The sequence below is a fragment of the Weissella muntiaci genome (assembly GCF_008107635.1).
Lineage (GTDB): Bacteria > Bacillota > Bacilli > Lactobacillales > Lactobacillaceae > Weissella > Weissella muntiaci.
In genome coordinates this window covers 112,973-126,103 of record NZ_SDGZ01000010.1, presented here as the reverse complement: position 1 = coordinate 126,103, position 13,131 = coordinate 112,973, and the positions used below count along the sequence as shown (strand labels likewise).

The window sequence follows — 13,131 nt, the reverse complement described above, 5'->3', positions numbered from 1 at the left end:
TCCGATTTATTGGGCAGAGCATGTTCGTTTTGGGCGAAATTAGAGATGGACGCCCCACTAGGCCCCACAAAAATGTCACGAGGTCTAAACGGCGACCTAATAACACTTCAAGTGCTAGGTTAAGAAAATGTTAAGAGGTCTTAATAAATAGAAAAATAAAATATAAAAGGGTGAAATCCCTTTAAATCAAGTAATAGACCGAATCAATGAAAAAAAGTTCCAAATTAGGTGGTGGGATAGGGTGGTTGATGGTGGGGGATTGTGGTAAATTAGAGAAGTTGAAACTTCATAGGGATAACTCTATCGTTTTGCGTAAATAAACTAAGGAAAGGGGATTATTGCTAATGTTCATGGGTACATTTCAACATACGTTGGATACGAAGAATCGGTTAATAGTTCCCGCCAAATTCCGAAACCAACTTGGTGAAACATTTGTGGTCACTAAGTGGATGGAAAATTCCTTACACGCATTTACTTTAGAAGGATGGCAAGATTTCTCTGAAAAATTAAACCAATTACCAAATACAAATAAAGATGCCCGACGTTTCCGGCGGTTTATCTATGCTGGGGCAGTCGAGGCTGAATTTGATAAACAAGGGCGGATATCTTTACCCGCTGATTTGAAGGAATATGCTGGGATTTTGAAGGATGTAACACTGTTTGGAAATGGTGACGATAGCTTTGAAATCTGGTCTGCTGAGAAGTGGACTGAATACAATAGTGAAACAGCAGATGACTTTGACGATATCGCAAGTGGTTTGATGGATCTTGGTTTTTAAGATGGGGATAGGTAGAAGCAATGGCAGAATTTAACCACATAACAGTGCTTTTGAATGAAGCGATTGATTATCTAGCTGTTAAAGAAGATGGCATTTACGCAGACGGAACCTTGGGTGGCGGTGGACATTCAAAATTGTTGGCGAGCCATTTAACGACTGGTAAGCTCTATGCCTTTGACCAAGATATTCGAGCAATTGAATATAATCAAGAGAATTTGGCCCAGCAAATTGCTCAAGGACGTGTTGAATTAGTCCAAGCAAATTTTCGTGATTTGAATGAGGCGCTGGCGGAACGTGGCGTCACAGGATTAGATGGAATGGTCTATGATTTAGGCGTATCATCGCCACAATTTGATGATGGTCAACGTGGTTTCTCATATAATTATGATGCTGTGTTGGATATGCGAATGAATCAAGACCAGGCTTTGTCAGCGCATGAGGTGGTTAATGATTGGTCGTTTAACGATTTGATGCGAATTCTCTCGCGATACGGGGAAGAAAAATTTGCCAAGCAGATTGCACGGGCCATTGAACGAGAACGTGCAATTAAGCCGATTGATACAACCTTCGAGCTGGTTGAGGTCATTAAATCGGCAATCCCGATGGGGGCTCGACGGACTGGCGGGCATCCTGCTAAAAAGTCCTTTCAAGCAATTCGAATTGCTGTTAATGATGAACTTGGTGCAGTTGAAGATTCGTTAACGCAGGCCCTTGATATGTTGAAGGTTGGCGGACGAATTAGCGTCATCACTTTCCATTCTTTGGAAGATCGTTTAGTTAAGACGATGTTTAAGGAAAGGACTTCGTTACCGGAATTGCCGGCTGGATTGCCAATTATTCCAGAGGAAATGCAACAAGACTACCGGGCAATATCTCGTAAGCCGATTTTGCCAAGTGCTGATGAGATGGATAACAATCATCGGGCGCACTCAGCAAAGTTACGAGTAATCGAACGAATCAAGTAAAAAACAGGGAGTAATGAAACGATGGAAGTTCCAAACTATAATCGTGATGCAACGGCAAGACAAGTTGCTCAACCAAATATAAGACCACGCTTAAATCGACCAGCTCGGCGACAGGTATTATCGACGACTCCCTGGACTTTTCAAGATAAATTACCCTACTTTGTGGCGGTAATTGCCTTGATTGTTGTAGCGTTTTCAGTGATTACGGTCTCTAATCAGAAGGCAACCGCGCAAAAGACGCTTACAGCAACGAATAGTAAGATAACAGCAAATCGAAATAACAATAATAATTTAAAACAAGACATCGCCACATTGACAAGTACGGACCGCTTAACTCAAATTGCCCAAGAGTTTGGTCTGTCGATGAATGTAAGTAACGTGCGTAACGTTCGGTAGTCAATGTTTAATTTATTTAAAAAGAATGTGACGCCGAGACAATCAAGACAGCGGAGTTGGGTATCTGGATGGATTCTCCTAACAATTATGCTGGTCGTTATTGGTTGGCTCGGCTTCGTTTTTGCTAGAACGGCAATCACTAAGGAAGCTGACGGGCAATCACTTTCCAAGGATGCACAAAAATTATATCAGCAAGCAAATTATGTAGCTGCCAAGCGTGGTACTATTTATGATTCGGTTGGTAATGTAATCGCGGAGAACACCACCACCTACACTGTTGCTGTGGTGGTCAGCTCTAAAAGTGGTGCAAATGAATATGCTAAGCAGTCAGACTATAGTCGAATTGCGAAGGACTTTGCCACGGTGCTTGGCAAAACACCAGATTACTATGAGAATTATTTTAAGAAAGCAAATAAGAATACATATCAAGTTGAATTTGGTAATGTAGGCGCTAATTTATCTTCTGCAAAATATGAGAAACTAAAATCTTACAATTTGCCCGGAGTGACGTTCTCGACTGGGACAGATCGGTTCTATCCAAATGGTGTATTTGCTTCGCATTTGATTGGGCTTGCACAGACGAAGGTGGTCAATGGTCGGACAACACTTGCAGGGACTATGGGAATCGAAGCAGCCTATAACAGTAAGCTGAATGGAAAAGATGGTTCGACAATTACATCAAGTGATCCGACCATGAAAGCAGCCAATAAGGCGGTTAAGAATGGGGACGATATTTATACGACGTTGAACTCAACCTTACAAATTGCGTTAGAGACGAAGATGGATGAGTTGGTGAAGGCCGAAAATCCTAAATCGGCGATTGCGGTAGTGATGGACACTAAGACCGGTAATTTAGTCGCTGTCAGTCAGCGACCTAGTTTTAACGCAACAACCGGAAGTGATTTGGGATCATATTGGACGAATTTGTTAACCGAGGATCAGTATGAGCCGGGTTCTGTTATGAAGGGAATCACGTTAGCCTCAGCAATCGCAACTAATAATTGGAACGCTAACGCAACTTACAAGTCTGGTACGTTGGAAATTGATGATCAAAAGATTACCGACTGGAACAACGGTAAAGGTTGGGGGACGATTTCCTATGCTGATGGGCTTGCCCTGTCATCAAATGTGGCATTCTCCTTAACAGAACAGAAGATGGGCGCAACAACCTGGGGCAAGTATATTAAGGCTTTTAATTTCCTGAAGTCAACAAATTCAGGACTTTCCGGTGAACAGGCTGGGACGTATCAATTTAAGTATCCAATTGAACAAGCTAATACGGCATTTGGTCAGGGAATTTCTGTAACGCCGATTCAGATGATCCAAGCGTATTCAGCAATTGCTGGAAATGGTGATTTGTTGAAACCAAACCTGATCGAGAAAATTGTTGATCCAAATACACACAAAGTAGTTTATCAATCAAAGCGAACAAAGGTTGGTAAGCCAATCTCGAATGCCGTGGCGAAGGAAACGCGGGTGCAATTGGAAAATGTATTGTATTCGGATCGTTCGATTAACAAGTCATTCGCATTGACTGATACGGTGACTGCAGGAAAGTCTGGAACGGCCCAAATTGCTACAAGTAGTGGATATAGCCAACCAGGTGATACAGCTAATGAGATTTTCTCATGGATGGGGATGGCACCAGCCGACAATCCGCGTTATCTAATGTATATCGTAACGAAGCAGCCACAGACTAATGCAGATAAAATTAATGATTATCAATCAGACATGTTTAAGTCCATTATGGAACAGGCATTAGCCATGTCAGATAATGACAATAAGATTACAATTAGCGCAGATCAAGAGCGTAAGGTCCCAACGACCGTTGGTGAAGATCAAGCCCAAGCTCAGAAAGATGTTACAGCTGCTGGACTAAAGCCGATTTTGATGGGGAGTGGTTCAACGATTAAGTCACAATCACCGATTGGCGACACTGAGGTTCTATCAGGACAACGAGTCTTCTTGAACACTGGTAGTGGCGTTGAAGTACCAAATATGCAAGGGTGGACTAAAAACGATGCCATGGCATGGGGAAAGTTAGCCGGAGTCGATATTGTGATTCATGGTGATGGTTTTGTGGCTACACAATCGGTCAATGTTGGGACTAAGTTAAGTAGTGGCGTGAATAGTATTTCTTTGGAATTAAAGAAGCCTACTGATTAAAGTAGACGTGGAGGAAGTAAAAGAATGATCTGGCTCATAGGTTTAGCAGTTGGGTTTGGGGCAACTGTTTTAGTTACACCAGCATTAAGAAACTGGTTTAAAAAGATTAAGGTAGCACAATTAGTTATGCGCACTAATGGTCGTGGACCGGATCATGCTGCAAAGGCTGGTACACCAACAATGGGTGGTGCTGGTTTTGTGTTGGTCGTTGTGATTGCGTACATCATTCTAGCGTTTATCTTAGGATTGCATAGTGCAACTGGCTGGGCAGTTTTGATTGCGGTTGTGGTTTATGCAATTGTCGGCGGTTTTGACGACAGTATTAAAATTTGGAACCATCGTGATGAAGGATTTCGCTTTTTACCAAAACTGACAGCGCAAATTGTTGCCGCAATTTTAGCAATCATTGTGCTTGCATTGGGGCATTTCGATTTCGTATTGGCATTACCATTTGGCTGGGGTAGCTTACATGGTCTTGCAATTTATACGATCTTTACAATTTTCTGGTTAGTTGGTTGGTCGAATGCGACTAATTTGACTGATGGGTTAGACGGGCTTGCTTCGGGAACAGCTGTAATTGCTTATATTGCTTATACGTTGATTGCCTTACAACAGGCTAATCAGGCGTTGGTATTACTTAATACATTAATGGTTGGAGCCTTACTAGGCTTCCTGGTCTTTAATCGCTATCCAGCATCAATCTTCATGGGAGATACAGGGTCGCTTGCATTGGGAGCTGGATTAGCAATGAATTCATTGGTGCTGCATGTTGAGTGGTCATTAATTCTGATCGGATTTGTGTTTATGATTGAAACACTGACGGTGATGATCCAGATCACTAGCTTCCGATTGACTGGGCGACGTGTGTTCTTAATGACACCAATTCACCATAGCTTTGAAAAGGGTGGCCTCTTGGGCAATCCGAAACATCCATGGTCAGAATGGAGAGTTGATACGCTATTTTGGTCAGTTGGATTGATTGCAGCGGGGCTGTACTTCTTGATCCAAAAATAAAAGTTTGTTCTAAACTGGAGTGCAAACGCACTCCGGATACATATAAATTATTAAAGGAGTAGAAACATGACAAAGCGTGTATTGATAGTAGGATTTGCTAGATCAGGGGCGGCTGCGGCCTCGCTGCTTGTTGCAGAGGGTGCTAACGTCATTGTTTCTGATCCAAAGCTTGATTGGCAAGATGAGCGCGTTATTAATCTAAAAGATAAAGGCGTTAGCTTTACAGATCAACAGACGGAGGATTTGTTGGTGGGGGTTGACTTAATTGTTAAAAACCCGGGAATCCCTTATCAAATTCCGATTTTGCGAGCCGCATTGACTGAGCAAATTCCGATTTATACGGAAGTCGCGTTGGCACAACGATATATTCAAGGCGAATGGATCGCGTTAACTGGTTCAAACGGTAAGACAACATCGGTCGAAATGATTAACGCTGTGTTAAGCCAAGCGGCGACTGATCAGCATCGTGTTCTAGTGGCAGGTAATATTGGAACACCGGTCAGTGAAATTGCAAAACAAGTCCGTCCCTCAGATACGTTGATTACTGAATTATCGTCATTTCAGTTGATGGGAATGCCAACGGCTAGGCCACATATTGCCATTATCACAAATATTTTTGCGTCGCATCTTGATTATCACGGAACCCGCGAAAATTATATTCACGCTAAGATGGGAATTACGCGAAATCAGACGTCCGAGGATTATTTGGTGTTGAATGTAGATCGTCCTGAATGGGTTGAACTGGAAAAGCAAACAGTTGCTCAAATTGTACCGTTCTCACGACTAGGCTTAGATCAACGTGGTGCATATCAAATGAATGGTGAACTATATTTCCGTGGTGAGTATATTATGGATGCCAATCAACTGTTAGTGCCAGGTGAGCATAATATTGAGAATGCGTTAGTGGCAATTGCAGTTGGCCGATTAGAAGGTATTTCAGCAGAGCAAATTAAGCAGGCGCTTCAAGCTTTTACTGGCGTTGAACATCGACTTCAGCTAGTTGGAAATTTTGCAGGACGAATTGTCTACAATGATTCTAAGGCGACCGATATTGAAGCGACTGAAATGGCCTTGAGTGGATTTGATCAACCAGTTGTGTTGTTGGCAGGTGGTCTTGATCGTGGTGATGATCAGGGTCGATTATTGGCGGCAATTAAAAAGCATGTCAAGGCATTGATTGTCTTCGGGCAGACTGGTCCGAAATTAGCCACAGTTGGAAAAGCTGCAGGGATTCAAGTTATTGAAGTGGATAATGTCGAGGCAGCCGTCAAACCAGCCTTTGAATTGGCGCAACCTGACGAGGTGATTCTGTTATCGCCGGCGGCGGCGTCTTGGGACCAATATCCAAACTTTGAGACGCGTGGAGCATTATTTATGGAAGCGGTCCGCGACCGGCAGGCTTTGAATTAAAAGGGGATTGAAATGCGAATTATTATTTCGGGTGGCGGAACTGGTGGACATATTTATCCAGCGCTAGCAGTATTGAATAAATTAAAAGAACAAGATCCTGATGTCGAAATTTTATATGTCGGCGGTGAACGCGGGTTGGAAGGTAAAATTGTGCCGGATGCAGGGTACAAATTTGCCAGTGTTGAGGTACAAGGTTTTAAGCGCTCATTGTCAGCAGATAATTTTAAAACAATTTATCTTTTTTTGAAGGCAGTTCGAGCTGCTCAGAAAATTGTACGCGAATTTAAACCCGATGTGGTCGTCGGAACTGGTGGCTATGTAAGTGGGCCGGTTGTTTACGCTGCACAACGTTTAGGTGTTCCAACGGTAATTCATGAGCAAAATTCAGTCATTGGTGTCACTAATAAATTCTTAGCACGTAAAATCACTAAAGTCGGGGTTGCCTTTGCGGAAGCATTGAAAGCCTTTAAGCCAGGAAGTGCAGAAGTTGTTGGTAATCCACGTGCCCAAGAGGTTGTTGAAGCTCAGGGAGCTTTTGATTGGAATGGAATTGGTCTGGACGAAACGCAACCGACAGTGCTCGTTTTTGGTGGATCTCAAGGTGCATTGAAGTTGAATCGTGCAATGATTGATGCAACAGAATCATTTAGTAAAAAAGATTACCAGGTGATTTTTGTAACTGGTGGGAAACGCTACGATGATGTAGTTAATACGATGGCGACTGAGAAGATTAGTCCCGCCAAAAATATGGCAGTTGTGCCATACATTAGCAATATGCCCCAACTGATGCCTAAAGTAGATCTGATTGTTGGACGAGCTGGGGCAACCAGTATTGCAGAACAGACCGCTCTTGGAAAGCCAATGGTTTTGATTCCAAGTCCATATGTGACTAACGATCATCAAACCAAAAATGCACAGGCATTGGTTGATGCGGGTGCTGCCGCGCTTATTACAGAGCCAAACTTAACCGGTCGGTATCTCTTCGATGTTGTAAATAATTTGATGCAAGATCGTAATAAGCGGGTGACGATGGCAGCGGCCGCAAAAAAGATTGGTGTGCCTGACGCGGCTGATCGTTTTGTTGAGTTAATTAAGAGTGTTATCAAGAAGTAAGATTGGAGCTAGGTAGGCATGGTCGAAAAAGATAAACATACAAATCAAACCAAACCTAGCTCGGCAGAACTGGCGGCTAGGCTGGCGAAGTTGACTGAGAGTGAAAGTTCAAGCGCAGGAAAGTCAGTCAGCAAGGCTACCAGAAAAAAAGTTCAAGCAAAACAACAACCTAAAACAAATATAAAACCAAAAGTTGCCAAGGATGATCCAACCCCTGTCACGGCAGAGCGACAGGCAGTGAATGTGAGAACACCAAAAAAGCGCGTGCTATTCAAACATGAACGTCGTGCGTTAGTTTGGGTTTTGATATTAGGTGCTTTGGCGATTATCTTAGGTTATTTTCTATCGCCCGCTAGTAAGGTACATAGCTACACGGTTAATGGACTGGAAGATATGTCGAAAAGTGAGGTGCTCAAGGCGGCTGGGCTAGAAAAAAATCAATCAAGTTGGTTACTGCTTGTGGAACGCGGTTATCTGGAAAAGCAAGCCGAAAAAAATAACGCTCAAGTTAAGTCCTTGAAGATTGATTTTGTTAGTCCGACCAAGGCAAAGGTTACCGTGGTGGAAAATGTTAAAGTAGGCTATGTTCAAGATGGAACTAAGTATTTCGGCTTATTATCGGATGGAACTAAGTTAACAAATGGCACAACTAAATTGCCTAATACCGCTTTGCCGGTATTTGAGAATTTTAAGAGTGAGAGCGAACTAAAGCTTGTTTTAAAACAATTTGGTAAACTAAAACCTGCGATTCGTCATTCAGTATCTGAAGTCATCTGGTCACCGAATGATCAAAATTCTCAGAGATTGATGATTTTCATGCAAGATGGTAATGAAGTGCTTGCAAATGCAGATGATTTGGCTAGCAAATTAAAGTATTATCCAGCAATGGCAGCTCAATTATCAACGAACGGTACCGTTGATTTGCAACAAGGGGCGTTTGCAATTCCGTATGGATCACAGTAAATTCTGGAAAGCCTTGTTAAAACTGGAATTAATACATTAGATTATGGTATGATTTTAACAAATTGTTGATTCAATTTTGTTAAAATAGGAAAAGACTAGCCGTGCTGGCAAACTTATAAAAAATATAGTAAAAGGGAAGGGAAAATATGGCCAATCATGGTTTAATTGTTGGATTAGATGTTGGAACTAATACCATTAAAGCGCTTGCCGCCGATGTTCGTGATCAGCAGGTAAATGTCTTAGCTGTTGGGCGATCAGTGGCGCATGGCGTTAAAAAGGGTGTCGTTGTTGACATTGAATCAACTGCTAAAGATATTCAGCTTGCGATGGCGCAGGTAAACGAACAAAGTGGTCGATCGGTAGTTGATGTTATTGCAAGTATTCCAGCAAATAACATTCAAATTCAAAATGTTAGTGGTTTGGTAACGGTCCAAGATAGTCAACATATCACATACGATGATGTTGCAAAGGTCATCCATGATGCGATTGCGGTCAGCTTACCGGCAGATCGGCAAGTGGTCGATATTATTCCAAATGAATTCTCGGTTGATGATTTTGATGGAATTCAAGATCCTAATGACATGGTTGGAATGCGACTTGCAGTGAAGGCAACAATTTATACTGCACCGCGGCAGGTTTTGGGGAACTTACAAAAAGCAATTGAACATGCTGGGTTGCGCGTGCGGGACTTCGTTCTAGCACCGTTGGCCGATATGACAACAATCTTAAGTGATGCTGAACAAGAGTTTGGTACAGTTATGCTTGATATGGGCGCTGGTCACACGACGGCGACCGTCGTACAAGATCGTCAATTGCGTTTTGTAACAGTCTTTCCAGCCGGAGGAGAGCACATCTCAAAGGATATTAGCGCCGTTTTGAATATTCCTTTGCATGAAGCTGAAATGTTAAAGCTTGATGCAGGAAATGCGCAACCTAATACGGTTGGAAATAATCCGTTAGTTATTACACCATTAGGTGCGGATGCACCACAAGAGATCAGTGAACAATACTTGGCCCAAATCATTGCGGCGCGTGTTGAACAAATTATTGCCAAGTTAGGTGAGAAGTTGAACATGGTTTCAGCATTTAAGTTAACTGGTGGAGTGGTCTTGGTTGGTGGGACGGCTGCGTTGCCAGGTTTGTCAGAAACGGTTCGGGCAATGTATGGCACAAAGGTGCGTGTCTTTGTACCAGATGACCTCGGTCTTCGACATCCTGGTTTTGCGCGAAGTTGGGCTTTGATCCAGCATGCGGCGCAACAATCAACTGTGCAGTTGGCGACGAAGCAGGCTTTGTATAATTTGCCAATTCAGACATTACGTGCGAATGCAATTGTGAAGGTTCCAAATATGAATCAACCAGAGGCAAATGCAATTAAGCCAGCTCCAGCTGAGGAACAAATGTATGATGCTCGTAAAAATGACCAAACTGACAAGAATGTACAAGCTGATACCAATACAACTGGTCGAGTTGCTAATTGGTTTGGCAAGTTTTTCGACTAATAATCTAAGAAAAAAGAAATTAAGAGGAGCTCGTTATGGATTTCCAAATCGACAATAACCAACAATATGGTGCGACTATCAAAGTTATCGGTGTCGGTGGCGGTGGCGGTAATGCCGTCAATGAAATGGTCAATGAAGGTGTTGGCGGTGTTGAATTTATCGTTGCAAATACTGATGCACAGGCACTAGAACGCTCACAAGCAGAGCACAAGATTCAGATCGGGGCAAAAGCAACTCGTGGTCTTGGTGCTGGGGCACGACCTGAAGTTGGTGAGACAGCTGCAACAGAGAGTGAACAAGAAATTGCTGAAGCACTTAAAGGTGCTGATATGGTCTTTGTGACTGCTGGTATGGGTGGCGGAACTGGAACTGGTGCTGCTCCAGTAGTTGCTCGAATTGCCAAAGATTTGGGTGCATTGACAATTGGTGTTGTTACACGGCCATTCTCATTCGAGGGGCCTCGTCGTGGGACAGCCGCTGCTGAAGGTTTGGCAAAGTTAAAGGATAATGTTGATACATTGATCGTGATTGCCAATAACAACTTACTACAGGTTGTTGATAAGAAAGCTCCTATTCTAGAAGCATTTAAGATGGTTGATAATGTTTTGAAGAATGGTGTCGCTGGTATTTCAGATTTGATTACAAACCCTGGTCTAATCAATTTGGACTTTGCGGATGTTAAGACAGTCATGGAAGACCAAGGAACTGCCTTGATGGGAATTGGGGCCGCTGAAGGTGAAAACCGGGCGGCTGAAGCTACTCGTAAGGCAATTGCTTCACCATTGTTGGAAGCTAAGATTGAAGGCGCTCAGAACGTATTGCTATCAATCAAGGGTGGCATGGATATGTCTTTGTTTGAAGCACAAGAAGCAGCTGATGCTGTAACAGCTGCTGCTGGAAATGACGTAAATATTATTTTCGGTACAACGATGGATATGGACATGCAAGGATTACAGGTAACTGTAATTGCAACCGGAATTGATCGTCCTGTAACTTCACGTCCTGAACTACAAGTTGGTAACCAAAGTACTGTGAGCCCTTTTGAGCAAGCAGCGCCTCAGGTTGAACAACCTGTAGCTCAACCTAAGTCGACGGATCCATTTGCGGACTGGAATGTTGTTAACACTCCAGCAGTTGATAATATGCCACTTGCTGGTAATGAAGCATTTGGTTCAAGTCAACCTGCACCGCAGGCGATGCCACAGACTGATGTGAATGCTGATGCAGCAGTTGATGCGGAAATCGAGCGTCCTGCTTTCTTTTCATGGAAAAACCGTGGCGATAAGTAAGGAGAGGTTCTAAGATGGCATTTAGTTTTAAAAATTTGTTTGGTGTAGATGAATACTACGAAGAAGATGATAATCAAGCTGAGACTTACATTGATGAAAGCGAAGCATTGGATGAAACGGCAACTGCAGCAAATGCAAGTTCTGCCCGTCCAGCTGCTAGTCGACGACCAAATGTGTTAAATATGGACGGACAACGTGACGCTTCTTCAAAGATCTCGTTGTATGAGCCACGCATTTTCTCAGATGCCAAGGCGATTGTGCAACAAGTGCTATCTGGCGAGGCTGTAATTGTAAACTTTGGTTCGATTGATGAGACCCAAGCTCGTCGTATTATTGACTTTATGTCGGGAGCGGCTGAAGCCATCGAAGGTGATGTCACAAGAATCGGTGAGCGAATCTTCTTATTTACACCTAAGAGCTTCAAAATCTCTGGGGCGGTTTCACAAAATTTGACCCAACAGTTTAGTTAGGACAGCAACTATGATTTATATTCTATTGGCAATATCGCTAATTTTGCGAGCCTTTGAATTTATTATTTTGATTTGGGCATTGATGAGCTGGTTACCAGGCGCTAGTCAATCTAGTTTTGGTCGTTTACTCGGCCGGGTAGCTGGAATCGTCGTTGACCCGATTCGGCGGATTATGCCAAGAACGGGAATGCTTGATTTCTCGCCATTGTTGGCAATTATTTTACTTCAATTGGCGCAGATGGGCGTTCAGATGATTAGTCGAGGGTTTTAGGAATGAATGAAAATGTTTTTCAACATTTTCGCCCTAGTGAAAAGACATTTATTGAAATTGCGCAGGGACAGATTCGACAGGTGCTCGATGAATATCGACCGGTGTTGACAAAATTTTTAAATCCCCGCGAAAGATTTATATTGGAAACTTTAGTTAATTCATATGATGAACTAAAGTTATTACATAATGGCGGAAATGCAAGCGCTGAAATGGCGCGAGGATTAATCTATCCTAGTTATTATGAGCCAACCGTGGCCGATTTCGAATTGGCCGCAATTGAGATCAGTTATCCAGCAAAATTTGCAGAGTTACATCATAGTACGATTATGGGCGCCTTAATCCATAATGGATTAGAGCGTGATGCATTTGGGGATGTAATTGGCACAGATGATGGACATTGGCAATTTGTAAGCACGACTGCAATGGTTTCCTATATTGAAACGACCATGGATCATATTGGTAAAACCAAGGTGAGGTTTATCCCGATTGACTTGTCCGATTTACAGACCGCACAAGACGATTGGGAAACGCTGGAAATGACAGTTTCATCCTTGCGATTGGATAACATTGTAGCAAATGGGTATAATGTTTCTAGGGCTCATGCGAAAGAGTTAGTTGAGCGTGGGCAAGTTCGGGTAAATTGGACGACTGTTGATCGACCTGATTATAGCTTGGCGATTAATGATATGATATCAGTACGGAAGTTTGGCCGAATTAAGATTGTTGCAGAAAATGGATTAACTAAAAAAGAAAAGTGGCGGGTAACCTTATCCGTCATTAAGAAATGAGGAGT

13 protein-coding genes are annotated in these 13,131 nt (G+C 42.8%); all 13 read left to right on the top strand.

Going from position 1 to position 13,131, the window contains the following annotated elements; all coding sequences use genetic code 11:
• Nucleotides 1-344: 344 nt before the first annotated feature.
• The 13 genes from mraZ (at nt 345) to ESZ50_RS03470 (ending at nt 13,126) form a co-directional block, all read left to right on the top strand.
• A complete protein-coding gene (mraZ, locus tag ESZ50_RS03530; RefSeq protein WP_148622217.1) occupies nt 345-779 on the top strand; it encodes a division/cell wall cluster transcriptional repressor MraZ in 435 nt (144 codons plus the stop codon).
• Between the two features lie 20 nt (nt 780-799).
• Nucleotides 800-1,744, top strand: a complete 945-nt coding sequence (gene rsmH / locus ESZ50_RS03525) for a 16S rRNA (cytosine(1402)-N(4))-methyltransferase RsmH (RefSeq protein WP_148622216.1) — start codon at nt 800-802, stop codon at nt 1,742-1,744.
• Between the two features lie 21 nt (nt 1,745-1,765).
• Nucleotides 1,766-2,140, top strand: a complete 375-nt coding sequence (gene ftsL, locus ESZ50_RS03520) for a cell division protein FtsL (RefSeq protein WP_148622215.1) — start codon at nt 1,766-1,768, stop codon at nt 2,138-2,140.
• 3 nt (nt 2,141-2,143) lie between these two features.
• A complete protein-coding gene (locus ESZ50_RS03515) occupies nt 2,144-4,306 on the top strand; it encodes a penicillin-binding protein (RefSeq protein ID WP_148622214.1) in 2,163 nt (720 codons plus the stop codon).
• Nucleotides 4,307-4,330: 24 nt separating this feature from the next.
• Complete coding sequence (gene mraY / locus ESZ50_RS03510; protein ID WP_148622213.1) at nt 4,331-5,320, top strand: phospho-N-acetylmuramoyl-pentapeptide-transferase; 990 nt, start codon at nt 4,331-4,333, stop codon at nt 5,318-5,320.
• Between the two features lie 66 nt (nt 5,321-5,386).
• Nucleotides 5,387-6,730 carry a UDP-N-acetylmuramoyl-L-alanine--D-glutamate ligase gene (gene murD / locus ESZ50_RS03505; RefSeq protein ID WP_148622212.1) on the top strand — a complete coding sequence of 448 codons (1,344 nt, stop codon included), beginning with the start codon at nt 5,387-5,389 and terminating at the stop codon, nt 6,728-6,730.
• Nucleotides 6,731-6,742: 12 nt separating this feature from the next.
• Nucleotides 6,743-7,843 (top strand): undecaprenyldiphospho-muramoylpentapeptide beta-N-acetylglucosaminyltransferase, encoded by a 1,101-nt coding sequence (murG, locus tag ESZ50_RS03500; RefSeq protein ID WP_148622211.1) that lies wholly within the window; start codon nt 6,743-6,745, stop codon nt 7,841-7,843.
• 18 nt (nt 7,844-7,861) lie between these two features.
• Nucleotides 7,862-8,806, top strand: a complete 945-nt coding sequence (locus tag ESZ50_RS03495) for a cell division protein FtsQ/DivIB (protein ID WP_148622210.1) — start codon at nt 7,862-7,864, stop codon at nt 8,804-8,806.
• Between the two features lie 146 nt (nt 8,807-8,952).
• Nucleotides 8,953-10,308 (top strand): cell division protein FtsA, encoded by a 1,356-nt coding sequence (gene ftsA, locus ESZ50_RS03490; RefSeq protein ID WP_148622209.1) that lies wholly within the window; start codon nt 8,953-8,955, stop codon nt 10,306-10,308.
• Nucleotides 10,309-10,343: 35 nt separating this feature from the next.
• Entirely contained in the window at nt 10,344-11,597 is a 1,254-nt protein-coding gene (gene ftsZ / locus ESZ50_RS03485) for a cell division protein FtsZ (protein WP_148622208.1), read from the top strand.
• 14 nt (nt 11,598-11,611) lie between these two features.
• Nucleotides 11,612-12,067 (top strand): cell division protein SepF, encoded by a 456-nt coding sequence (locus ESZ50_RS03480; protein WP_148622207.1) that lies wholly within the window; start codon nt 11,612-11,614, stop codon nt 12,065-12,067.
• Nucleotides 12,068-12,077: 10 nt separating this feature from the next.
• Nucleotides 12,078-12,338 (top strand): YggT family protein, encoded by a 261-nt coding sequence (locus tag ESZ50_RS03475; protein WP_148622206.1) that lies wholly within the window; start codon nt 12,078-12,080, stop codon nt 12,336-12,338.
• A 2-nt stretch (nt 12,339-12,340) separates the two neighbouring features.
• Nucleotides 12,341-13,126, top strand: a complete 786-nt coding sequence (locus ESZ50_RS03470; protein ID WP_148622205.1) for a YlmH family RNA-binding protein — start codon at nt 12,341-12,343, stop codon at nt 13,124-13,126.
• Nucleotides 13,127-13,131: the final 5 nt, after the last annotated feature.